25 protein-coding genes are annotated in these 20,959 nt (G+C 61.3%); 7 read left to right on the top strand and 18 right to left on the bottom strand.

All coding sequences use genetic code 11. The features are described from left to right. Position 1 precedes the first annotated feature (1 nt). Positions 2-706, bottom strand: a complete 705-nt coding sequence (locus tag ACR0AO_RS17930) for a response regulator transcription factor (RefSeq protein ID WP_480606429.1) — start codon at positions 704-706, stop codon at positions 2-4. A gap of 345 nt (positions 707-1,051) precedes the next feature. Here ACR0AO_RS17930 and ACR0AO_RS17925 point away from each other — a divergent pair, with 345 nt between their 5' ends. The 3 genes from ACR0AO_RS17925 to ACR0AO_RS17915 all read left to right on the top strand — a co-directional run bounded on the left by ACR0AO_RS17925 (position 1,052) and on the right by ACR0AO_RS17915 (position 3,881). Beyond that, positions 1,052-2,650 carry a phosphoenolpyruvate carboxykinase gene (locus ACR0AO_RS17925; RefSeq protein ID WP_480606426.1) on the top strand — a complete coding sequence of 533 codons (1,599 nt, stop codon included), beginning with the start codon at positions 1,052-1,054 and terminating at the stop codon, positions 2,648-2,650. 376 nt (positions 2,651-3,026) lie between these two features. Then, on the top strand, positions 3,027-3,320 hold the full coding sequence (locus ACR0AO_RS17920) for a hypothetical protein (protein WP_480606423.1): 294 nt from the start codon (positions 3,027-3,029) through the stop codon (positions 3,318-3,320). An 18-nt stretch (positions 3,321-3,338) separates the two neighbouring features. Continuing rightward, entirely contained in the window at positions 3,339-3,881 is a 543-nt protein-coding gene (locus tag ACR0AO_RS17915) for a hypothetical protein (protein WP_480606420.1), read from the top strand. Positions 3,882-3,888: 7 nt separating this feature from the next. On the opposite strand, the gene ACR0AO_RS17910 is transcribed toward ACR0AO_RS17915, so the two are convergent. Then, on the bottom strand, positions 3,889-4,653 hold the full coding sequence (locus tag ACR0AO_RS17910) for a sulfite exporter TauE/SafE family protein (protein ID WP_480606417.1): 765 nt from the start codon (positions 4,651-4,653) through the stop codon (positions 3,889-3,891). 144 nt (positions 4,654-4,797) lie between these two features. Here ACR0AO_RS17910 and ACR0AO_RS17905 point away from each other — a divergent pair, with 144 nt between their 5' ends. Together ACR0AO_RS17905 and ACR0AO_RS17900 are read left to right on the top strand one after the other, a co-directional pair. Beyond that, a complete protein-coding gene (locus ACR0AO_RS17905) occupies positions 4,798-6,489 on the top strand; it encodes an acyl-CoA dehydrogenase family protein (protein ID WP_480606414.1) in 1,692 nt (563 codons plus the stop codon). 317 nt (positions 6,490-6,806) lie between these two features. Beyond that, a complete protein-coding gene (locus ACR0AO_RS17900; RefSeq protein ID WP_480606411.1) occupies positions 6,807-7,199 on the top strand; it encodes an META domain-containing protein in 393 nt (130 codons plus the stop codon). On the opposite strand, the gene recO is transcribed toward ACR0AO_RS17900, so the two are convergent. The 8 genes from recO to acpS all read right to left on the bottom strand — a co-directional run bounded on the left by recO (position 7,183) and on the right by acpS (position 12,245). After that, positions 7,183-7,908: a DNA repair protein RecO gene (gene recO, locus ACR0AO_RS17895; RefSeq protein ID WP_480606408.1), complete on the bottom strand. Its 726-nt coding sequence runs from the start codon at positions 7,906-7,908 to the stop codon at positions 7,183-7,185. The genes ACR0AO_RS17900 and recO overlap by 17 nt on opposite strands. Positions 7,909-7,977: 69 nt before the next feature. Further along, the gene (locus ACR0AO_RS17890) at positions 7,978-8,457 is read right to left on the bottom strand and encodes a GNAT family N-acetyltransferase (RefSeq protein WP_480606406.1); all 480 of its coding nucleotides are present in this window, start codon (positions 8,455-8,457) and stop codon (positions 7,978-7,980) included. A 79-nt stretch (positions 8,458-8,536) separates the two neighbouring features. Beyond that, positions 8,537-8,860 carry a hypothetical protein gene (locus tag ACR0AO_RS17885; protein ID WP_480606403.1) on the bottom strand — a complete coding sequence of 108 codons (324 nt, stop codon included), beginning with the start codon at positions 8,858-8,860 and terminating at the stop codon, positions 8,537-8,539. Between the two features lie 63 nt (positions 8,861-8,923). Continuing rightward, positions 8,924-9,253: a DUF1491 family protein gene (locus ACR0AO_RS17880; RefSeq protein ID WP_480606400.1), complete on the bottom strand. Its 330-nt coding sequence runs from the start codon at positions 9,251-9,253 to the stop codon at positions 8,924-8,926. Then, complete coding sequence (gene era, locus ACR0AO_RS17875) at positions 9,250-10,158, bottom strand: GTPase Era (RefSeq protein WP_480606395.1); 909 nt, start codon at positions 10,156-10,158, stop codon at positions 9,250-9,252. The genes ACR0AO_RS17880 and era overlap by 4 nt, the downstream gene beginning before the upstream one ends. 100 nt (positions 10,159-10,258) lie before the next feature. Next, positions 10,259-10,936 (bottom strand): ribonuclease III, encoded by a 678-nt coding sequence (rnc, locus tag ACR0AO_RS17870; RefSeq protein ID WP_480606392.1) that lies wholly within the window; start codon positions 10,934-10,936, stop codon positions 10,259-10,261. Then, on the bottom strand, positions 10,933-11,769 hold the full coding sequence (gene lepB / locus ACR0AO_RS17865; RefSeq protein ID WP_480606389.1) for a signal peptidase I: 837 nt from the start codon (positions 11,767-11,769) through the stop codon (positions 10,933-10,935). Before lepB ends, rnc begins: the two co-directional genes overlap by 4 nt. 56 nt (positions 11,770-11,825) lie before the next feature. Continuing rightward, positions 11,826-12,245, bottom strand: a complete 420-nt coding sequence (acpS, locus tag ACR0AO_RS17860) for a holo-ACP synthase (RefSeq protein ID WP_480606386.1) — start codon at positions 12,243-12,245, stop codon at positions 11,826-11,828. A gap of 108 nt (positions 12,246-12,353) precedes the next feature. Here acpS and ACR0AO_RS17855 point away from each other — a divergent pair, with 108 nt between their 5' ends. Continuing rightward, a complete protein-coding gene (locus ACR0AO_RS17855; RefSeq protein WP_480606383.1) occupies positions 12,354-13,217 on the top strand; it encodes a CE1 family esterase in 864 nt (287 codons plus the stop codon). Between the two features lie 9 nt (positions 13,218-13,226). Here ACR0AO_RS17855 and ACR0AO_RS17850 read toward each other — a convergent pair whose 3' ends face one another. The 8 genes from ACR0AO_RS17850 to folK all read right to left on the bottom strand — a co-directional run bounded on the left by ACR0AO_RS17850 (position 13,227) and on the right by folK (position 20,079). Continuing rightward, positions 13,227-14,054, bottom strand: coding sequence for an MBL fold metallo-hydrolase (locus ACR0AO_RS17850; protein ID WP_480606380.1), 828 nt, complete (start codon positions 14,052-14,054; stop codon positions 13,227-13,229). A gap of 155 nt (positions 14,055-14,209) precedes the next feature. Beyond that, positions 14,210-14,830: a LysE family translocator gene (locus ACR0AO_RS17845; RefSeq protein WP_480606377.1), complete on the bottom strand. Its 621-nt coding sequence runs from the start codon at positions 14,828-14,830 to the stop codon at positions 14,210-14,212. Further along, positions 14,830-15,453, bottom strand: a complete 624-nt coding sequence (locus ACR0AO_RS17840; RefSeq protein WP_480606374.1) for a LysE family translocator — start codon at positions 15,451-15,453, stop codon at positions 14,830-14,832. Before ACR0AO_RS17840 ends, ACR0AO_RS17845 begins: the two co-directional genes overlap by 1 nt. Continuing rightward, positions 15,450-16,196 carry a pyridoxine 5'-phosphate synthase gene (locus ACR0AO_RS17835; RefSeq protein WP_480606372.1) on the bottom strand — a complete coding sequence of 249 codons (747 nt, stop codon included), beginning with the start codon at positions 16,194-16,196 and terminating at the stop codon, positions 15,450-15,452. The genes ACR0AO_RS17840 and ACR0AO_RS17835 overlap by 4 nt, the downstream gene beginning before the upstream one ends. Continuing rightward, positions 16,189-16,887 carry a DUF2062 domain-containing protein gene (locus ACR0AO_RS17830; RefSeq protein ID WP_480606371.1) on the bottom strand — a complete coding sequence of 233 codons (699 nt, stop codon included), beginning with the start codon at positions 16,885-16,887 and terminating at the stop codon, positions 16,189-16,191. The genes ACR0AO_RS17835 and ACR0AO_RS17830 overlap by 8 nt, the downstream gene beginning before the upstream one ends. A gap of 16 nt (positions 16,888-16,903) precedes the next feature. Then, complete coding sequence (locus ACR0AO_RS17825; RefSeq protein WP_480606368.1) at positions 16,904-19,036, bottom strand: RelA/SpoT family protein; 2,133 nt, start codon at positions 19,034-19,036, stop codon at positions 16,904-16,906. A gap of 26 nt (positions 19,037-19,062) precedes the next feature. Further along, positions 19,063-19,416, bottom strand: coding sequence for a DNA-directed RNA polymerase subunit omega (rpoZ, locus tag ACR0AO_RS17820; protein ID WP_480606365.1), 354 nt, complete (start codon positions 19,414-19,416; stop codon positions 19,063-19,065). A gap of 93 nt (positions 19,417-19,509) precedes the next feature. Beyond that, positions 19,510-20,079: a 2-amino-4-hydroxy-6-hydroxymethyldihydropteridine diphosphokinase gene (gene folK, locus ACR0AO_RS17815; RefSeq protein ID WP_480606363.1), complete on the bottom strand. Its 570-nt coding sequence runs from the start codon at positions 20,077-20,079 to the stop codon at positions 19,510-19,512. Between the two features lie 139 nt (positions 20,080-20,218). On the opposite strand from folK, the gene ACR0AO_RS17810 reads away from it, so the two are divergent. Next, complete coding sequence (locus ACR0AO_RS17810) at positions 20,219-20,794, top strand: LabA-like NYN domain-containing protein (RefSeq protein ID WP_480606361.1); 576 nt, start codon at positions 20,219-20,221, stop codon at positions 20,792-20,794. Positions 20,795-20,959: the final 165 nt, after the last annotated feature.

Raw genomic sequence — 20,959 nt, 5'->3', positions numbered from 1 at the left:
ATTATTCTTCGTTGTATCTGTACCCTATTCCATACAGCGTTTCGATCGCCGAGAAATCCGGATCGGCCATACGCATCTTTTTACGCAACCGTTTGATGTGGCTGTCGATTGTGCGGTCATCAACATAGACCTGGTCGTCATAGGCAACGTCCATCAGCTGATCGCGGCTTTTCACGAAACCCGGGCGCTGCGCCAACGCCTGCAACAGCAGGAATTCCGTAACCGTCAGCGAAACATCCGTTCCTTTCCAGCTCACGGAATGACGCAGCGGATCCATTCTCAGATGACCGCGCTCCATGACTTTGGCGTCGCCACCAGAAATCTCTACCGCGTCTCCGGAATTCGCTTCCTGCCTGCGTAACAGAGCGCGAATCCGTTCCACCAGCAGACGCTGCGAAAACGGCTTTTTCACATAGTCGTCCGCCCCCATCCGGAGGCCCAGAACCTCGTCGATCTCGTCGTCTTTCGATGTTAGAAAGATCACCGGCATCTGGGTTTTTTGGCGCAACCGCTGAAGCAGGTCCATCCCGTCCATTCTGGGCATCTTGATGTCCAGAACTGCCATATCCGGCAATTTCTTGTTAAAGGCATCCAGCGCCGCCTGCCCATCGTTATATGTTTCGACCTCGAACCCCTCGGCTTCGAGTGTCATGGAGACAGACGTCAGAATATTCCTGTCGTCATCCACCAGTGCAATCTTTGACATTTGGAATGCCCCTGCTGCTGTACTGCTCAATCCACGTATGTTTTCACGCATTTTTGGCGTTTTTATGACCTCGAATCAATGCATATCTGCGAATCACTACAAAACTGTTGCCCATTTGGAGACAAATGACCCCTATCCCAAGTGAATCCGTGCCAGCTATTTGGGCGCTGAATACATGGTTGCGCTAAACCTTGCCTTGGTGGCGCTAACTGCGCCAAACCGTCCTGTTCATGCTCTAAACTTGCGTGATAAGACGCCGGCGACCGCCGGCCATTTCTACCGGCAAACTGCCCCAAGAGCGCAATCGGCCAAACCGCCGTCGCGCCGCCACAGGAGAAGAAACGCATGACATCTGGACGGGTTAACCCGCAATTCCGCCTCGAGGATCAGGGCATCGAGGGTCTGGGCAATGTCTACTACAACTTCATGGAACCGGCGTTGATCGAAGAGGCGCTGAAGCGCGGCGAAGGCACCCTTGGCAATGGCGGCGCCTTTCTGGTGACCACCGGCAAGTTCACCGGTCGGTCCCCCAAGGACAAGCACGTGGTCAAAACCGACAGCGTTGCCGACACCATCTGGTGGGAAAACAACGCCGAGATGAGCCCAGAAGGGTTCGATGCGCTGTACAAGGACATGCTGGCGCATATGAAGGGCCGCGACTATTTCGTGCAGGATCTCGTGGGCGGGTCCGATCCGGCCTATTCGATCAATGTGCGCATGGTCACCGAAATGGCCTGGCACAACCTGTTCATCCGCCACTTGTTGCGCCGCCCGGATCGTGAGGATCTGGACGAGTTCACCGCCGATTTCACCGTCATCAACTGCCCCAGTTTCCAGGCCAACCCGGCCAAGCACGGATGTCGCAGCGAAACGGTGATCGCGCTGAATTTCGACCGCAAGCTGATCCTGATCGGTGGCACCGAATACGCGGGCGAGAACAAGAAATCCGTGTTCACCCTGCTGAACTATATGTTGCCGGAAAAGCGTGTGATGCCGATGCACTGCTCGGCCAATCACGCGGTCGGCAACCCGGTCGACACCGCCGTCTTCTTTGGCCTTTCAGGTACCGGCAAGACCACTCTGTCTGCCGACCCGTCCCGGGTGCTGATCGGTGATGACGAACATGGCTGGTCGGATCGCGGCACCTTCAACTTCGAGGGCGGCTGCTATGCCAAAACCATCAACCTGAACGCCGAGGCCGAGCCGGAAATTTATGCCACCACCAGCAAGTTCGGCACCGTGATCGAGAACATGGTGTTCGATCCCGAGACCAAAAAGCTGGATTTCAATGACGACAGCCTGACCGCAAACATGCGCTGTGCCTATCCGTTGGAATATATCTCGAACGCCTCGCAGTCGGCCTTGGGCGGGCATCCCAAGAACATCATCATGCTGACCTGCGACGCCTTTGGCGTGCTGCCGCCGATCTCGCGGCTGACCCCGGCGCAGGCGATGTATCACTTCCTGTCGGGCTTTACCTCCAAAGTGGCCGGAACGGAACGTGGCGTGACCGAACCGCAGCCGACCTTCTCGACCTGCTTCGGCGCCCCGTTCATGCCGCGCCGCCCCGAGGTTTATGGCAACCTGTTGCGCGACAAGATCGCTCAGCACGGCGCCACCTGCTGGCTGGTCAACACCGGCTGGACCGGCGGCGCTTACGGTGTTGGCAGCCGGATGCCGATCAAGGCCACCCGCGCCCTGCTGACTGCTGCGCTCGATGGCTCTCTGGCCGAAGCCGAGTTCCGCAAGGACGCCAATTTCGGCTTTGACGTGCCGGTTTCAGTACCCGGCGTTGCCGAAGTATTGCTGGACCCGCGCCGCACCTGGGACGATCAGGCCGCCTTTGACAAGCAGGCCGAAAAACTGGTTCAGATGTTCGCCGAGAATTTCGAACAGTACCTGCCCTTCATCGACGAGGACGTCAAAGCCGTCGCAATCGGCTGACATTCGGACGCACAAATCTGCAACGCCTCCTGTTCCGGACCGGAGGCGTTGCACGTACAAAGCGAATTCGCTGCTGCGGATCTCCCGCAAATCTAGAAAGCGTGCCATCAACGCTTCTACGCTGGTTCAAATTTTTCACCCTTCGGAAAAAATGGCCCGGCGCAATTGCACCGGGCCATGACTGAAAGTACCTTGGGGCTGCGAATGCGCCGCTCACTCACACTCGCGATATAAGCAGCCTAATGAAATCCTGATCAAAATGAACAACACGCCTTATGTCAATATGAGACTTCTGCAGCAGAATAAAAAATGCAGACTTGCGCGCATCGGCCTCATCAAAGTGCAACAAGATTAAGCAACCCGGAATTCATACCCTATGCTGGAAGTCTCAAAACTTGCCGAACTCCGCAAACTGATGCAAAGCATGGAACAGACCCTGGGTCTGGAAGAGCTTTCACCGGCCGAGCGCGATATCTATTACGCCGCCGGAGAGTTGTCCAAGGCGGGTCATGAGGTCCGTACTTTCGGTCTGATTGAACACACCCTCGTACGGCCGATTTCGCGCCCGACCTTTTTCCGGGCCCTGAAATCCCTGGTCGAAAAAGGGTATCTGTCGCAATGCGAGACCGCCAACCGCGGTCGATATATCGTGCACGCGCCGCGGCACTAGGTCCACGTCGCTGGTCAAGTGCGCTTTTCGGTTCAGGAAACGTTTTTTGCCTCGCTCGCCTATGTGGCGGCATCCGTTGTAACGTTCGACGTCCTGATGCCGCTGCAAAGCATGTTTTTCCCGGACTATCCTAGCCGGGCAAGCCTGTTGTTTTTACCCCATGGCGTCAGGGTTTTAACGGCGTGGCTGCTGGGATGGCGCGCGATACCAGCCCTGTTGCCCGGTGTTTTTCTGGTCTTCGTTTACCTTGGCGGGGCCGATGTGTTCTTGCTCAGCCGCCTGTGGGCCATCCTTGTCGCAATCACCGCCGCACCTGTGGTGTTCCAGATTTTCAAAACCTTCGGCTGGGACATATTTCCAAATCCCGACCGTCCCGCCTGCTGGAGTTGCGTCATGTTCGCGGGCGTACTTACCTCGGTTCTGTCGTCCTTGCTGACGAATTTCGCGTTCGGCAGTTCCGCCGTCGAGTATATCGCCTTTCTGATTGGAGATGTTTTTGGGCTGTTCTTTCTGATGCTCGGTCTGCTTTTCGTGTTCCGGTTCATGCGGGGCAAAGGCTAGTCCGGCATCATCCCGTCAACCCCCGGCGCAAAAGGTTGAAGCCGGCGACCAGCAACACCAGCAACGTCGCCTTGCGAAAAGTGGCCTGATCGATCCGGTCGTGAAATTTCATCCCCATCCACATACCCAAAACGGCCGGAACGACGAGCGCAAAGGACAACCCGACCGTATCCTTGCGCAGGATGCCTGACCCGATATGCGCGCCCAGCAACGCCAAGGCACCAAGCCCATAGATCACACCCTGAATGCGGATCTGGTCACGTTTCGGCGTGTTCAGGGCGGTCAGATAGGCCACCGTAGGTGGGCCCCATACGCCGGACATCCCGCCAATAAACCCCGCGACCGCGCCAGCTGTTGCTTGGCTGCGGGCGGTATCCCGCTTGAGCGTGAGTGTCACGCCCAGCAACTGGATTATGGCAAAGAAACAGACCGGGGCTCCGATCATCACAAGGAATGTCGAGACCGGTATCCGCACAACCAGCTGCGCGCTGACAAGCAAACAGATCAATCCGACGCTCAGGAATACACGGAACCGCTTTACCGTCATGATGGCCGCCCTTGGCCCCTGCCAAAAGGCCTGCATAGAATTTGTGACCAGCGTCGGCAGAATCAGCCCGGCCAGGGCCACATCCGGCGGCAATATCAGGCTCAACCCCGAAACCATGATCATCGGCATGGCAAAGCCCACCATCCCCTTGACCAGCCCCGCCAGTACCGCAACCGCACAGGCCAGCGCCAGGTTTATGGGGGTAATGAGAATCAAATCCGTCATGCCCTTTTGATATCACCGCGTTTTTCTCTGCACCGCAAAAATCATTACGTAATTTTTGAACTTTTTCAGGCCTTATTGTGTATTTTTGTTGCGCTGCATGTGCGAAATGATATGACCAGACAACTCAGAAAGAGGACGTGATTCATGGCCCATGACGGACAGGATGTAACGACTATGACCAATCCCGTGATATTGCCCGATCTTCTGCGACTGACCGGTGCGGCGCTGGCCCCGGTCGAAACCGTGTTCACCCGCGCGCTGGAATCGGTGCGTGCCATGGTGACGGCGGATGGCAGAATTTCGGGTGCATTGATCGAAGCCAACCAGACCGCGGCGCATGGCTTGTCATGGCTGGCGACCTATCACCAGTCGCTGCGCCAGATGCAGCGCTGGGCCGAAGCGCTTGAGGCTGACGGCAGGTTCGGCGAGATGGAACAGCTGATCCACCAGATTGCATTCGGCGAGTACCTCCACCAGATTGCCGGCGGCATTCCCATGAACCAGGCCGAAGTCGTACGCCTGCAGGAGCTTGGCCTCGGCTGGGACGCCTTGTCCGGCTTTCAGTGCGAAGAGGTTCAGACCCTGATGCGTGCAGGTAACAGTCAGGCCGCGCGCACCCGTCTGGTCGAATTGATGGAGGCACAGGCCGGCGCCACCATGTTCGGGGCTTCGGGCCTTGAGGAAGAACTGGAGATGATCCGCGATCAGTTCCGGCGTTATGCGCAGGACAAGGTTGAACCGAACGCACATGACTGGCATCTCAAAGACGAATTGATTCCCCTTGAAATCATTGAAGAATTGGCCGAAATGGGTGTTTTCGGCCTGACCATCCCCGAAGAGTTCGGCGGTTTCGGCCTGAGCAAGGCATCGATGTGCGTGGTGTCCGAGGAACTGTCGCGCGGCTATATCGGCGTGGGGTCGCTGGGCACCCGATCCGAGATCGCCGCCGAACTGATCATGGCGGGCGGCACCGACGCGCAGAAAGCGAACTGGCTGCCCAAGATCGCCAGCGCCGAAATCCTGCCGACGGCGGTGTTTACCGAGCCCAATACCGGATCGGATCTGGGCTCGCTACGGACCCGCGCGACAAAAGACGAGAACGGCGACTACAGGATTACCGGCAACAAGACCTGGATCACCCATGCCGCGCGGACCCACGTGATGACGTTGCTCGCGCGCACCGATCCGGCCACCACGGATCATCGTGGATTGTCCATGTTCCTTGCCGAAAAGACGCCGGGAACCGACGATAACCCCTTCCCCACTCCGGGCATGACCGGCGGAGAGATCGAGGTGCTGGGCTATCGCGGGATGAAGGAATATGAGCTGGGATTCGACGGCTTCCACGTCAAGGGCGAGAACCTGCTGGGCGGCGAAGAAGGCAAAGGATTCAAGCAGTTGATGCAGACTTTCGAGTCGGCCCGCATCCAGACCGCGGCCCGCGCCATCGGTGTGGCGCAATCGGCGCTGGACATCGCCATGCAATACGCGGTCGAACGCAAGCAGTTCGGCAAGACCCTGATCAACTTTCCGCGCGTGTCCGGAAAACTGGCGATGATGGCGGTCGAAATCATGATCGCGCGACAGCTGACCTATTTCTCTGCCTGGGAAAAAGATCACGACCGCCGCTGCGATCTTGAGGCCGGAATGGCCAAGCTGCTGGGCGCGCGGGTGGCCTGGGCGGCGGCGGATAACGGGCTGCAGATCCATGGTGGCAACGGCTTTGCGCTGGAATACAAGATCAGCCGCGTTTTGTGCGATGCGCGTATCCTCAACATCTTCGAGGGCGCTGCTGAAATTCAGGCGCAGGTGATCGCGCGCCGCCTGCTTGGGTAACCCTCGGGAGATCATTTGCATCCCCCCACTCGACCCGGCCCCGCGCCGGGTCTTTTGTGCCTGTACCGCCGAACTGTGCGAATTGTACCGGCCTGCACCCCCCGCCTGTCCAATTTGTACAAGCCTGCAAACCCGGTGTTCGCCCTGCGACAGGAGGAGTCCCGCGCGCAAGATGTTTCCAAACCGTTAACCTTTGGCGGGTTCGAAAAATTGCTCAAGTCGGCGCCTAATGGGAGAGTTTCCGACCCGCCGGGCTTGACCCGACCCCGGTTTGCTGGTTCTGCCCCTGGCACCGGTGCGCACAGAGAGGTCATCACATGCTGCGTCTTGTCCTGATTTTGCCCTTTCTGGGTCTTTGGCAATGCCAGCGCGACGAATCCGTCGCCGCCTATGGCGCGGCGGATCACACCTGGGCTTTGCAGGAAATCGACGGCCGGGCATTTTCCGCCACCGCGACTCTGACCTTTCCCGAGCCGGGGCAGATTACCGGGCAGGCCCCGTGCAACTCTTATACCGGCGTGCTGGATGCGCCCTATCCCTGGTTCGAGGTCACGGACATCGCGGCGACGCGCAGGGACTGCCCCGATCTGGAGACCGAGGGCACCTATTTCGCGGCGCTGATGGCGATGACCCAGTCCGAAGTGTCGGGCGATGTGCTGATTCTTCGCAATGATTCGGGGCACGAAATGGTGTTCACAGCGACCGAGTGAAAAGGTCCACGAAACGCCCCCGCGCCTGGGGCAGCGGATGGTGGCCCAGCGCGGGCGCGACCCGGTGTTCGAAGAAATGACCGGTGGTTGTCAGCGCCTGCGCCACCTCGGCGTCGGGCGACGGCCCCTGTCCGCGCAGACATGGCGGCAGGGGCAGCATGCGGTCGGCCCATTCGCCCGCCCCCTGCGCGGTCACGGCCCGGCCCGATCTGGGCGAGACATAGACCAGCCCCTCGGTCGCGCCGGTCACGGCGCAGCGGCTGAGATCGAGGCCGAAGCCCAGCTCTTCGAGCAGCGCCAGTTCCCAGCGCAGATAGGCCAGCGGCCAGACCTCATCCTGCCCCAGCAGGTCCATCAGCTGCTCGGTGCGTTTGTAGATGGCCGGGTGCGGTTCGCGTTCCGGCAGGCAAAAGGACAACAGCGCCACCACCGCGTTGAGCCCCGCCAGCGCCAGACGCCCCGAAAACGCCGCCGCCGCGCGCGAGCGCAGGGGTTCGACGTGAAAGGTGCCCAGATGCTCTTCGAGCCGGGCGCGCCAGGCCACGTCGAGCTGCGCGCCGGGCTGCAGGATGGGCGCAACCTTGCGGCTGGCGCCGCCCCGCACCACGCCTGCGTGGCGGCCATGGGTTTCGGTGAAGACCTCGATGATGGCCGAGGTTTCGCCGTGGCGGCGGGAGGTCAGAAGTATGCCGTGGTCGCGCCAATCCATCGCCTATGCCTGCCCCTTGCCGCCATGGCCACCTTGCCCTCAAATGCCGTGGGGCGGCAAGGGACAGGTTCAGGCGGTGTCCAGCCGGAATTTGCGGAACCGGGCACCGGCATGGTCGACCTCGCCCACATAGGTCGCCCCCAACCGTCGCAATGCGCCAAGGTGCCGCCGCGAGGGCGGCAGCAGGAAGGTGACATGGGAAATGCGCGGGTCCTGCCGGGCAAAGGCGAGCATATGGGATGTGACCGCAAGACCAAGCCCGAAATGGTCTGGCCGGAGCACCAGACCGAAATCCCATTCCCCTGCCTCCATCTGAAACCCGCCCCAGCCGGCATAGGCCCCATCCAGCAGGATCGCCCAATGCCCCAGCCCGTCACGCTGCCAGCAGGCCTCTTTGGTGGCCACAAATTCCTGCGCCACCCCGGCATCCCATGCGAATGTCAGTAACGGCATGTGTTCGGCCATGCGGGGATCGGACATATGCGCCACGATTTCGGAGAGAGGAACCTCGGTCAGCCTTGCAAATGAGATCGATTGATCGCGCGCCATCGAATACCGGTGTCCTCGCCGTTGAACAGGATATGGGATTGCGTGCCCGATTGCATCGGCCACGGCATTCACATTTGCATCACTTGCACTTTTCCCTGATCGCGGCGATCCGAGCCTCGAGCTTTTGCTGATATTCGCCGGTCAGCATTTCGAAGCGCTTTTGCTCGGTCCCCGTCACGAGACCGATCAGTGCACCTGCGGGCGTGATCGCCGCGATGTCGAGGGCCTGCTGCTTGTTGACATGATCAAGCTCCGAGTTGAGCGCGCGAATATCGCCGTCGGCCGTGGCGCAGTTGATCGGCTGCGCGGGCGTGTCGGATTGGGCAAAAACGGCCCCGGCGCAAAAGATCAGGATGGCGCCAAGGCCCGCGGTTGCCGGTGTTACGTGATGTTTCAGCGTCATCTCAGCCTCCGTTGATCATGGCCCCAGCTAGGCAGGTCGCAAGAGATTTGGCAAGCCTTGGGGTCAGTCCAGCCCCTCATCGCCCAAAAGATGCCGGCCCTGCCGGTCTTCGACCTCGATCACCCAGAGATCCGGGTCAAAGCCGCACTGGCGCTGGATGGCATCGTCAACCTTGGTCTCGACCCCGCTGGAAAGTTCGACCCACTTGCGTTCGCCGCTCATCAGATCAAAGCTGCGCTGGAACGCCACAGCCTGCCCGTCGAGCGTGTTGAGCTTGATCAGAACCGCGCCGGCGGTGTCGTCGCCATGGGCCACCACAAAGGCGGGTATTTCCTGAAACCGCAGGCGCGCCAGATAGGCATGCACCCAGAATTCGGCGGTCAGGCGGGTCATGCGTTGCCGTCTTTGAAATCCAGTCCCATCTCGGAATAGCGCTCGGCCTCTTCCAGCCAGTTGGGCCGTACCTTGACCTGCAGAAAAAGGTGCACCTTGCGGTCCAGAAACGCCTCCAGTTCCGCACGCGCGGCCTGACTGACGGCCTTGATGGTCTCGCCCCGTTTGCCGAGCACGATGCCCTTGTGCCCGTCGCGCATCACATAGATCACCTGATCGACGCGGGCCGAGCCGTCCTTGCGCTCCTGCCAGTTTTCGGTTTCGACGGTCAGCTGATAGGGCAGTTCCTGATGCAGGCGCAGGGTCAGCTTTTCGCGGGTCATCTCAGCGGCGATCATCCGCATCGGCAGATCGGCGATCTGATCTTCGGGGTACAGCCACGGCCCCTCGGGCAACTGCCACGCCAGCCATTTGCGCAGGTCATCCACACCATAGCCGCGCTCGGCCGAGATCATGAAGGTTTCCGCAAAGGGATAACGCGTGTTCAGATCGCTGGTCAGGGCCAGCAGCTTTTCGGAAGGCACCTTGTCGATCTTGTTGATCGCCAGCGCAACCTTGCGGCCCTGACCGATCTCGGCCAGCCCTTCGAGGATACGTTCGACGCCTTCGGTGATGCCGCGATGCGCCTCGACCATCAGCACCACGACATCGGCGTCCGCCGCCCCACCCCAGGCCGCCGCCACCATCGCCCGGTCGAGCCTGCGGCGCGGTTTGAACAGACCCGGCGTGTCGACAAAGACCAACTGCGCGTCGTCCTCCATCGCCACGCCGCGAATGCGCGCGCGGGTCGTCTGCACCTTATGCGTCACGATCGAGACCTTGGCCCCGACCATGCGGTTCAACAGAGTGGACTTGCCCGCATTGGGCTCACCGATCAGGGCAATAAATCCGGCGCGTGTGGTCATCAGTTTTCAATCCTGCTTGCAGGGCGGCACCCCTACAGGAGTTTGACGCGCCGGACCAGAGGGCAAATGAACCAGATAAAGGATGACAGGCGCCAGAGGGTCATCCCAGCCGGGACAACAACGCCTTGGCCGCCGCCTGTTCCGCCTGGCGTTTCGAGCCTGCGGTGGCCTGCGCCTCGGTGCCGTCCTGCAGGCGGGCGGCGATGGTGAAGACCGGCGCGTGGTCGGGGCCTGAGCGCGAAACCTCGACATAGCTCGGCGGTTGCTGACGACGGGCCTGGGCCCATTCCTGAAGCGCGGTCTTGGCGTCGCGGGCGTCGGCCTCGACCTGGCGGATGCGCTCGCCCCACAGGCGCAGGATCATGTCCTGCGCGGCCTCGAACCCGGCATCGCGATAGACGGCGGCGATCACCGCTTCCATCGCGTCGCCCAGCAGCGCCTGTTTGCGGCGCCCGCCCGACAGCATTTCAGAGCGGCCCAGTTTCAGCACCGAGCCCAGATCGACCTGACGCGCGACATCGGCGCAGGTTTCCTTGCGCACCAGCGCGTTGAATCGGGGCGCAAGCTGGCCCTCGGATGCCCCCTTGTCCGCTTCCAGCAGAGCGGTGGCCATCACCAGCCCCAGCACCCGGTCGCCCAGAAACTCGAGCCGCTGGTTATCAGGCCGGGTCGACGAGGACACCGAACCGTGCGTCAGCGCACGCAGCAAAATCTCGGGGCGCTCGAACTCATATCCGATGCGTCGTTCGAACGCCCTTATTTCGGCGGACAGTTTCACTGCACGCCCTTGAAGAACCGGTCGCCGCGCCAGGTCCAGAAGAACAGCATCGACCGGCCCGCCGACGAGAACATGATCCGGTCGGCGCGGCCGATCAGGTTTTCATAAGGTACGAAACCCACGCCACCGGCGGATTGCGGCAGGCGGCTGTCGCTGGAATTGTCGCGGTTGTCACCCATGAAGAAATAATGCCCCTCGGGCACCAAGTAGATGCCGGTATGGTCCGAGGCCTGGTCACCGATATTCAGGATCGTATGCGAAACGCCGTTCGGCAGGGTTTCGATCTTGCGCGACTTGATGCAGATGCCCCCGGTGCCGACCGGGCCGTTTTCGCAGCGCGGACGCAGGCCTTGCGGCCCCTGCGGCTCTTCGATCTCTTCGAAGACGCCGTCATCCTGCAGTTCGACCGGCGCGCCGTTGATGTTCAGGACACCGTCGCGCACCTGGATCTTGTCGCCCGGCAATCCGATCAGCCGCTTGATATAGTCGCGCCCGGAAACCGGGTGGCGAAAGACAATCACGTCGCCGCGTTCCGGTTCGCCGCCGAGGATGCGGGAATTGTCGCCCTTCATCCAGCCGCAGATGTCCCCGGCATCGATATTGATGCCGAAACGCGGCAGGATCAGGCTGGGGCAGGAAGCGTAGGAATAGCCGTAGGCCATCTTGTTGACGAACAGGAAATCCCCGATCAGCAGCGTCTGTTTCATCGAGCCGGACGGGATCCAGAACGGCTGGAAGAACAGCGTGCGGAAGACACCCGCGATCAACAGGGCATAGACGATGGTCTTGATCGTCTCCCACACGGTGCTGCCGGTCTTGGCTTTCTCGGCCATTCTGCTCTCCAGTCCTTGTCTGATTGGGTGCTACATGCGGGGCCGGTGGAGCCAAGTCAAGGCCGCGCGGCGGCTTCGTGAACCGGCCGCGCTTCGATCACCACAAAGGCCTGCGCCCATGGGTGATCGTCGGTCAGGGTGACGTGGATGATCGCCTCGTGGCCCTCGGGCGTCATTTCCTTCAGACGGCTCGCCGCCCAACCGGTGACATGCATGACGGGCTGACCTGTCGCCAGGTTGCTCACCGCCATATCCTTCCAGGCGATGCCCATGCGCAGACCGGTGCCCAGCGCCTTGGAACACGCCTCTTTCGCGGCCCAGCGCTTGGCATAGGTGCCGGCGGTATCGGCGCGGCGTTCGGCCTTGCGCTGTTCGGTTTCGGTAAACACCCGGTCGCGGAACCGGTCGCCGAACCGATCAAGCGTTCCCTGAATGCGGTCGATATTGGCGAGGTCTGTGCCAATGCCCAGGATCATGCGGCCCCCTTGGAATCTGTCGGCACAATCAACGTCAATCCGTCCCGCATGGCAAGCAGTTGCCCGCAATAATTCCGTGCTACACTCTGACCAAGGGAGGGACACGGAATGCGGATCACGATGCGGGCCCTGATTTTGCTGATTTTTTCAAACGCGCTTCTGTCCGGCGCCCTGGCGCAGGAGAACGGTTGCGGCGGGCCAGACACCCCGTGCATCGCTGGCGAGGCCGAATATCTGCTCGCCCTGCCACCGGCCCCGGACGGCGCGCCGGTCATCATCTTCCTGCACGGATATGCGGCTACACCCAAGGCGGTTATCAAGAACACCGAACTGGTCGAGGCGTTCACCTCGCGCGGCTTTGCCTTTGTGGCCCCGACAGGGCAGGTCGATATCGGTAACCCTAAAGCGCTGGACTGGGGCGTGCATGACGGGCATCGCTGGCCGCGCGACGATGCAGCTGTGCTGGAGGCGGTCAAGGCCGACGCGCTGGCGCGGTTCGGGTTCGATGCGAACCGGGTCTTTCTGGCCGGATACTCGCGCGGCGGCTCGCTGGTCTGGGACATTGCCTGCCGGAACCCTGATTTCGCGCTTGGTTATGCCTCCGCCTCGGGCGCGTTCTGGGAGCCGATGTGGCGGCGCTGCAAGGGTCCGGTTCACATGCGCCACTCGCATGGTTTCGCCGACCGCACCGTCCCGCTGGAAGGCCGAGAAGTCACCTTTGGCGGCTTCGAATTCGAACAGGGCAGCGTTCTGAAATCGCTGCATATCCTTGCAGAAACCAATGGCTGCGGTCAGATGGCCGACACGGTTTCGACAAAGGGCGCGCGCTGGAACAAGGCATGGACCAAATGCAGCGGCGGATCGCTTGTTTTCTCGCTTGGGCCCAACGGCCACGGACGTCAGCCGGGATGGGCCGACAATGTGGCGGAATGGTTCACGACCCTGCCCGCCACCGGGACCAATCCCGACTGACGATCGTTTTCAGTTCACAAGCCCCGCATTGGTGAGATAGGTGGCCATGCCCTCGATATTGAGCGGGCGCCATGCCTCGTACTGGCCCCAATCCTTGTAATCCTCCAGCGTCAGTTCGGCCTGAATCTCCTGAACCGATTTGCCCGCCTTGAGGCCGTCGAGCACACCGGCGCGCAGAGCCTGGAAATAACTCAGATGCTCGGCCAGATCATCATGGGTCCCGATCTTGCCGTGACCCGGGGCGAACACTTCGAAATCGAGCGCCATGGCGTTTTCGATCTGGTTCATCCAGTCATCCGCATTGGCTCCTCCCAGCGTCTGATAGGGCAGACGGTCGGGGGCGGCCACATCGACGATGAACCCCACGTTTTCGGGGCGGACGACAACGGCCAGCATGTCTTCGCCATGGCCCGGCCCCAGATAGGTCAGCTCGAGCGTCTTGCCGCCCAGTTCCAGCGTGTGGCTGTCGCCGACGCGGATCTCGGGGGCCACGCCGTCGATGGCATCGGGCGCGTTTTCATGGGCGATGACCTGCGCGCCGTCATGGGCGGCACCGCCGGAGGCGTGGTCCAGATGGCTGTGCGAATAGATCAGATGCGTCACCGGCTGATCGGTGATCTGGCCCAGGTTCTCGTTCAGCCATGCGCCCGCTTCGGCGTTGATGGGATCGACGCGGATGGTGCCGTCGGGCGTGGCGACGATCAGGGATAGATGGAAATTGTTGCGGAACAGATAGACATCGCCCTTGACCGGGATCAGTTCACGCTGTGCGTCCTGCGCCAGCGCCGCGCCAGCGGTTGTCAAAAGGAAAACGGAAACGAGGGTTCTTGCGATCATCGAAATATCCTCCGTGCAATGGATAACCGAGGATGACACCTGACCTGCCCCCACGGCAACTTGCCAAATCTCACATGATTGTGAACCGGATCGGGCCGGCCGGGCGGAAAGCAATTTCTGCGATACCACGCCGAATGGCAGGCCGGTGCCAAGAATTATTTGGAAAATGCCGATCTGATCAGGCCGAACCCGCCCAAGGCGAACAGCCCGGCGGCCGCGCCGTCGATCCAGCGGCGGCAACGACGGTATCCCTGCATCATGCCTTCAAAGGAAAAGAGTATCGAATAAAGCGCATTGTTGAAAAAGCCGACGCCAATGCAAACCAACGTGGCCGCGGCAAGGTTTATCAGCCCGTCATTCGGGCCCAGCCCGACGGACAACGCCGCCATCCAGGCAATGACGGACTTGGGGTTCGACATGTTGAGGACCAGCCCCCGCAGAAACCAGCGACCGCCAGCCGCTGCGGTGGCACGCGCCTCGCTGACGGGTTGAACCGCGGATTTCAGGGATTGCCATGCCAGCCACAGCAGATAGAGCCCGCCGAGAATTTTCAATGTCGTCAACAGGTAGAGCGACGCCTGTAGCACCGCCCCCATGCCACTGGCCGCGACCAGACCCCAAAAGACCAACCCGCAGGACAGGCCTGCGCCATAAATCAGGCTCGTCCTGCGTCCATATTTCATCGCAACCGCCGCATTCGAGATATTCGCCGGGCCGGGTGAGATCGCGACGATCAGGAACGCCAACGCGGTGGCCAAAAGGGTGGTGATATCCATCACGTCAACCTTACGGTCAAAATCTTGTAACTCGCCAGCCCAAAGAACCCGGCAAATGCGAAATCGAACCAGCGGCGCGCGCGGCGGTAGGCGTTTACCATGCGTTCGGACGAAAACAAAAAGGCATAGCCAATGAAGATCAGCAACGACCCAGCATAGAGCATCCCGAAATAGCCCAGCAACATCGCCAGGCTGGCATCGTTGGGCGCGACGATGGCATAGATCGACCCCCAGCTAAGGATCGCCTTGGGATTGGTCAGGTGAATGGCCGCACCCTTGGCAAAGATGGTGGTCAGCGACCCTCTGACCGGCTTGCCCAATGCCACCTCGTCCGAGGTCACGGCTCGGCGCAGAGCTTTCAGCGCCAGCCAGCCCAGATAGGCCACGCCGACATAGCGGATCACCTCGAACACCCAGACATTGGCCAGCATGATCGCCGACAGCCCCAGCGCCGCCGCAATGCCCCAGGCGGCGGAGCCCGCGCAAATGCCCAGCGCAAAGGCCAGCCCGGCGCGGCGGCCTTCGTTCATCGCGGTTCCCGCAATCCCCATGGTTGCCGGCCCCGGCGAGCCCCCGGCGAAAAGCCAGGCAAGCCAGATAGCAGCAAACCCTGTGGTGATCATGTCCGCGCCTCGTCCATCAGTATGCGCATTTCCCTGATGGCGGGGGTCAGGCCGCGGAAGATCGCCTCGCCGATCAGGAAATGGCCGATGTTCAGCTCGCGCACCTCGGGGAAGGCCGCCACCGGTTTCACCGTGTCGTATGTCAGACCGTGGCCTGCGTGGACCTCTAGACCCAGCGAATGGGCATAGGCAGACATCTCGCGCAAGCTATCCAGTTCGCGCGCGGCTTCGTCCAGTTTGCCTTCGGCGTGGAAATCGCAATAGGCGCCGGTGTGCAGCTCGATCACCTCGGCCCCGATGCGGTGGGCGGCGTCGATCTGGCGCTGGTCGGCGGTGATGAAGATCGACACCCGGCAACCCGCCTCGCGCAGGGGCGCGATGAAATGGGCCAGTTTGTTTTCCTCGCGCGCGACTTCGAGCCCGCCCTCGGTGGTGCGTTCCTCGCGCTTTTCGGGGACGATGCAGACCGCATGCGGCTTGTGGCGCAGGGCGATCTGCTGCATCTCGGGCGTTGCCGCCATCTCGAAATTCAGAGGCACCGACAACACCTCCATCAGCCCGTCGATATCGGCGTCCGAGATGTGGCGGCGGTCCTCGCGCAGATGCGCGGTGATGCCGTCGGCGCCCGCCTCTTCGGCCAGTTTGGCGGCGCGCAGCGGATCGGGATAGCCGCCGCCGCGCGCGTTGCGCACGGTCGCCACATGGTCGATATTCACGCCAAGACGCAGATGGGTGTCAGACATCGTTCGAATCCTTCTCCTGCCCTGAGAGCGAGCCTAGAGGTTTTGGCGGCGCACTGGCAGCCCTGACCTGAGCCAAACGTTTGATTTCGTCAAATTTCTTTTTGATCCGCGCGCGGCGGCGCTGCTGATATGTGCGAACCAGCGGCAGGCTGAGATAATAGCAGACGACCCCGGCGACGATGCCCGGCAGAACGCCCCCCACCAGGTAGGGAAAGAACACTTCGTCATAAAACACACCCAGCCCCCGCCAGTCGGCATCCCGATCGGTGAACAGCGCGATGAAATTGTCCTTGAGATCCGCCATGGCGTTGGCGAATTTGCCCATCAGCCCCTGCGTGTCGCCCTTTTCGAACTTGGTGCCCAGGATGAAATGACCGGTCTGAAGGCTGATCACCCCGATCGGGACATAGGTGAGAGGGTTGCCAAAGAAGGTGCCGCTGAGCGAGGCCAGAAAGTTGCCGTTGATCAGGCGGGCCAGCACGGCGGCGATGACGAAATGCATCCCGTAAAACGGCGTGAACGAAGCGAATACCCCGGCGCCGACACCGCGGGCGATGCGTTCGGGCGAATCCGGCAACCGGCGGACGCGGTGCTTGACATAGTGGAAGGCGCGGGTCCAGCCGCCGCGCGGATAAACGAACTCAGATGCGATCTGGACGGGCGAGCGGCGATCTCGGCGCTTGAAAACCACTCCTGATCGTCCTCTCTCAAGCCGTTTCCGTCGTTGCCAGATCGGAATCGCGGTACCGCTCGACGGCGGCGACGTCGCTTTCCGCCTCAAGTGTCAACATCAACGAATGCAACTGTTCGACGTCGCGCAGTTCCACGTTGATCAGCAGGCGATAGAAATCCGGTTTCCGATCCACGAATTCAAGGTTCGAGATATTGGCCTTTTTCTCGCCGATCAATGTGCAAATACGTCCCAGCACACCGGCATCGTTGCCGATGGTCAGATCGAGCGTCGCGCCATAGACCGCCGGATGGGTGCCGGAATGCCAGTGCAGGTCGACCCAGCGCTCGGGCTGATTTTCGTAGTCGCTGAGCCGCGCGCAGTCGATGGCGTGCACGATCACGCCTTTGCCGCGATAGGTGATGCCGACGATGCGTTCGCCCGGCAGCGGCTGGCAGCAGGGTGCGCGCTCGAAGCTTTGCCCCGCCTCCAGACCGATCACCGCCCGGCGCAGGGGAATGGTTTCGCCCTCGTCACGGGTAAGTTCGGGATAGACCGCCTCGATCACGTCATGGGCGGTCAGCTCGGCGCTGCCCAGACGGGCCAGCAACTCGCTGCGGTCCTTGAGGCGCAGGTGCCTGGCCGCCGTATCCAGAACCTTGTCGGTGGCCTTGCGCCCGACATGTTCGAATGCGGCCCGCGCCAGTTCATGGCCAAGTTTGACAAAGCGTTCGCGATCCACCTCGCGCAGGGCGCGGCGGATGGCGGTGCGGGCCTTGCCGGTCACGGCGATTTCGAGCCAGGTGACCTGCGGTGTCTGGCCGTCGGCGGTGATGACATCCACCGACTGCCCGTTCTTGAGCCGGGTCCACAGCGGCACCCGGATGCCGTCGACCTTGGCGCCGACACAGGCATGGCCGATGCGGGTGTGGATGGCATAGGCGAAATCGATCGGCGTCGCCCCGCGCGGCAGTTTCACCACGTCGCCCTTCGGGGTGAAGCAGAACACCTGGTCGGAATACATTTCCAGTTTGACCGCTTCGAGGAAATCCTCGTGATCCTCTTCGGTGTCGAACTGTTCGGTCAGGCTGGCGATCCATTTGGCCGGGTCCACCGCAAAGGGGTTTTCCGAGCGCACCCCGTCGCGATACGACCAATGCGCCGCGACCCCGGTTTCAGCCACGTCGTGCATCTGGCGGGTGCGGATCTGCACCTCGACCCGCTTGCCGTCGCGCCCCGACACGGTGGTGTGGATCGAGCGGTAGCCGTTCGATTTCGGCTGGCTGATATAGTCCTTGAACCGCCCCGGCACGGCGCGCCAGCGCTGGTGGATCGCGCCAAGCGTGCGATAGCAATCCTCTTCCGACTGGGTGATGATGCGAAAGCCGTAGATGTCGGACAGGCGCGAGAAGCCCTGATCCTTTTCCTGCATCTTGCGCCAGATCGAATAGGGTTTCTTGGCGCGGCCAAAGACCTCGGCCTCGATCCCGGCCTTTTCCAGTTCATGACGCATGTCGCCGGTGATGCGGTGGATCACGTCGCCGGTTTCGCGCTGCAGGGTGATGAAGCGGCGGATGATCGACTGGCGGCCTTCGGGGTTGAGGACACGGAAGGCGAGATCTTCCAGTTCCTCGCGCATCCACTGCATGCCCATGCGACCGGCAAGCGGCGCGTAGATATCCATCGTCTCGCGCGCCTTGACGACCTGTTTCTCGGGCCGCATCGCCTTGATGGTGCGCATGTTGTGCAGCCGGTCGGCCAGCTTGACCAGAATGACCCGCAGATCCTTGGACATGGCCATGAACAGCTTGCGGAAGTTTTCCGCCTGCTTGGTCTCGTGGCTGGACAGTTGCAGGTTGGTCAGCTTGGTGACGCCGTCGACCAGCTTGGCGACCTCATCCCCGAACATCTCGGCGACCTGGCCATAATTGGCTTTGGTGTCCTCGATGGTGTCATGCAGCAGCGCGGTGATGATGGTGGCGTCATCCAGCCGCTGTTCGGTCAGGATGGCGGCAACGGCGACCGGATGGGTGAAATAGGGCTCGCCCGAATGGCGGAACTGCCCTTCGTGCATCTTTTCGCCGTAGTCGTAGGCCCGTTCCAGACGGTCGGAATTGGTTTTCGGATTGTAATTGCGGACCAGCGCAATCAGGTCTTCAGCAGAAATCATCCGGTCCGCACCTTCCCGTGTCCGGGTTACCCCTGGCCCTGAGCCTCCATCAGGGCGCGCAGGAGCTTTTCTTCGGACATGTCGTCAGCGGCGGGCTTGTCCGACTCGGCGCCCATCAGCAGTGCCATCTGGTCTTCTTCGGGCTCGTCGACCTCGATCTGGGTCTGGTTGGCCTCGATCAGACGTTCGCGCAGTTCGTCCGCCGTCTGGGTTTCGTCGGCGATCTCGCGCAGGGACACGACCGGGTTCTTGTCATTGTCGCGGTCCACGGTGATCGCGGCGCCGGCGGAAATCTCGCGCGCGCGATGAGCGGCGAGCATCACCAGCTCGAAGCGGTTCGGAACCTTGTCTACGCAATCTTCTACCGTCACGCGGGCCATGAGGCACTCTCCAATCAGAAACCGTGTCAGGAAGGGGCTTATCTAAGCGGGAATCTCTGGCTTGACAAGCGCGAAATACCAACAGTCCGGCAATCAGAGCGGTCTGACCGCCGCGACGTCGCTCTCGGGCAGGTCCGCCAGCATTTCGGTGACCGTCCGGCCCAGAACCGGATGGCGCCAGCCGGGGGCCACGTCGGCCATCGGCACCAGCACGAAGGCGCGGTCCTGAAGGCGGGGATGCGGCAGAATCAGCTGCCCGGGCGCGGCTCTGATCTGATCCTCAGGGGGCAGGTTGCGCCAGCGGTCATATTCAGGAAGGTCGGGCAGCACCCTGTCCTGCCAGCAGACGATATCCAGATCCAGCGTGCGCATCCCCCAGCGCTGCGCGCGCGCGCGCCCGAACCGGTGTTCCACACGGTGCAGAAGGTCAAGCAGCGCCCCGGGCACAAGCCCGGTCTTTAGCAGCGCCGCCGCGTTCACATAGTCGGGACCCGCCCCCGCCGGAAAGCAGGGCGTGGCAAAAAACCGGCTGACGGCGCGAACCTGCACCCCCTCCCCGGCCAGCGCATCCAGCGCATGCCGCAGGGTCACCTGCGGGCCGGAGCCGGAAAAATCGAGGTTCGCCCCCAGCGCGATGACGACCTCTTGTGCAGTATTGTTCATCAAATACTCCATATTCGGCGCACAGAATGCTTGCGATAAATCGCAAATTTCTTACATTAGAACCATCATTTCGCCCACCACTCACCACTCACTCACGGAAATACAAGGCGAAATGGTTGCACCGGAAGGAAAAAAGTTAATGTTTTATAAGGACGAACGGCTGGCGCTGTTCATCGACGGCTCGAATCTTTACGCCGCCGCAAAAGCTCTGGGATTTGACATCGACTACAAACTGCTCCGTCAGGAGTTCATGCGTCGTGGCAAACTGTTGCGGGCCTTCTACTATACAGCGCTGCTTGAAAACGATGAGTATTCTCCGATCAGACCTTTGGTGGACTGGCTGCACTATAACGGCTTCACCATGGTCACCAAGCCGGCGAAGGAATACACCGACAGCATGGGCCGCCGCAAGGTCAAGGGAAACATGGATATCGAACTGACGGTCGATGCCATGGAACTGGCGCCGCGCGTGGATCATATCGTGCTGTTTTCGGGCGACGGGGATTTCCGCCCGCTGATTGCCAGCCTGCAACGTCAGGGCGTGCGCGTTTCGGTGGTCTCGACCATCCGCAGCCAGCCGCCGATGATTTCGGACGAGTTGCGCCGCCAGGCCGACAATTTCATCGAGTTGGAAGAGCTGCGCGACGTGATCGGGCGCCCGCCGCGTGAAATTCCGACCGAAGACCGGAGCTATGCTGCGGCTGGCGGGCGCTGAACCGCTTCTGCCAGCCAGGGCGTCCCGGAATTCGATTTCTGAAAAGCGCGGCCAGGTTCGAATGATCCTGGCCGCGTTGCTTTAAATAATGGCTCATACTGAAACGAGTCACTTTGTACCCGGCAAAGATGACGCCAGCATGACAAAAACATGATTACTGGACGT

Source organism: Ruegeria sp. AF8 (assembly GCF_056541825.1).
The sequence above is the reverse complement of the archived record's forward strand: the minus strand, read 5'-3'. Positions and strand labels throughout refer to the sequence as shown.

What these genes read in the sequence shown, in the direction of transcription:
- ACR0AO_RS17930 (WP_480606429.1), bottom strand. Translation starts at nt 706, where the DNA reads ATGTCAAAGATTGCACTGGTGGATGACGACAGGAATATTCTGACGTCT.
- ACR0AO_RS17925 (WP_480606426.1), top strand. Translation starts at nt 1,052, where the DNA reads ATGACATCTGGACGGGTTAACCCGCAATTCCGCCTCGAGGATCAGGGC.
- ACR0AO_RS17920 (WP_480606423.1), top strand. Translation starts at nt 3,027, where the DNA reads ATGCTGGAAGTCTCAAAACTTGCCGAACTCCGCAAACTGATGCAAAGC.
- ACR0AO_RS17910 (WP_480606417.1), bottom strand. Translation starts at nt 4,653, where the DNA reads ATGACGGATTTGATTCTCATTACCCCCATAAACCTGGCGCTGGCCTGT.
- ACR0AO_RS17905 (WP_480606414.1), top strand. Translation starts at nt 4,798, where the DNA reads ATGGCCCATGACGGACAGGATGTAACGACTATGACCAATCCCGTGATA.
- ACR0AO_RS17900 (WP_480606411.1), top strand. Translation starts at nt 6,807, where the DNA reads ATGCTGCGTCTTGTCCTGATTTTGCCCTTTCTGGGTCTTTGGCAATGC.
- recO (WP_480606408.1), bottom strand. Translation starts at nt 7,908, where the DNA reads ATGGATTGGCGCGACCACGGCATACTTCTGACCTCCCGCCGCCACGGC.
- ACR0AO_RS17890 (WP_480606406.1), bottom strand. Translation starts at nt 8,457, where the DNA reads ATGGCGCGCGATCAATCGATCTCATTTGCAAGGCTGACCGAGGTTCCT.
- ACR0AO_RS17885 (WP_480606403.1), bottom strand. Translation starts at nt 8,860, where the DNA reads ATGACGCTGAAACATCACGTAACACCGGCAACCGCGGGCCTTGGCGCC.
- ACR0AO_RS17880 (WP_480606400.1), bottom strand. Translation starts at nt 9,253, where the DNA reads ATGACCCGCCTGACCGCCGAATTCTGGGTGCATGCCTATCTGGCGCGC.
- era (WP_480606395.1), bottom strand. Translation starts at nt 10,158, where the DNA reads ATGACCACACGCGCCGGATTTATTGCCCTGATCGGTGAGCCCAATGCG.
- lepB (WP_480606389.1), bottom strand. Translation starts at nt 11,769, where the DNA reads ATGGCCGAGAAAGCCAAGACCGGCAGCACCGTGTGGGAGACGATCAAG.
- acpS (WP_480606386.1), bottom strand. Translation starts at nt 12,245, where the DNA reads ATGATCCTGGGCATTGGCACAGACCTCGCCAATATCGACCGCATTCAG.
- ACR0AO_RS17855 (WP_480606383.1), top strand. Translation starts at nt 12,354, where the DNA reads ATGCGGATCACGATGCGGGCCCTGATTTTGCTGATTTTTTCAAACGCG.
- ACR0AO_RS17850 (WP_480606380.1), bottom strand. Translation starts at nt 14,054, where the DNA reads ATGATCGCAAGAACCCTCGTTTCCGTTTTCCTTTTGACAACCGCTGGC.
- ACR0AO_RS17845 (WP_480606377.1), bottom strand. Translation starts at nt 14,830, where the DNA reads ATGGATATCACCACCCTTTTGGCCACCGCGTTGGCGTTCCTGATCGTC.
- ACR0AO_RS17840 (WP_480606374.1), bottom strand. Translation starts at nt 15,453, where the DNA reads ATGATCACCACAGGGTTTGCTGCTATCTGGCTTGCCTGGCTTTTCGCC.
- ACR0AO_RS17835 (WP_480606372.1), bottom strand. Translation starts at nt 16,196, where the DNA reads ATGTCTGACACCCATCTGCGTCTTGGCGTGAATATCGACCATGTGGCG.
- ACR0AO_RS17825 (WP_480606368.1), bottom strand. Translation starts at nt 19,036, where the DNA reads ATGATTTCTGCTGAAGACCTGATTGCGCTGGTCCGCAATTACAATCCG.
- rpoZ (WP_480606365.1), bottom strand. Translation starts at nt 19,416, where the DNA reads ATGGCCCGCGTGACGGTAGAAGATTGCGTAGACAAGGTTCCGAACCGC.
- folK (WP_480606363.1), bottom strand. Translation starts at nt 20,079, where the DNA reads ATGAACAATACTGCACAAGAGGTCGTCATCGCGCTGGGGGCGAACCTC.
- ACR0AO_RS17810 (WP_480606361.1), top strand. Translation starts at nt 20,219, where the DNA reads ATGTTTTATAAGGACGAACGGCTGGCGCTGTTCATCGACGGCTCGAAT.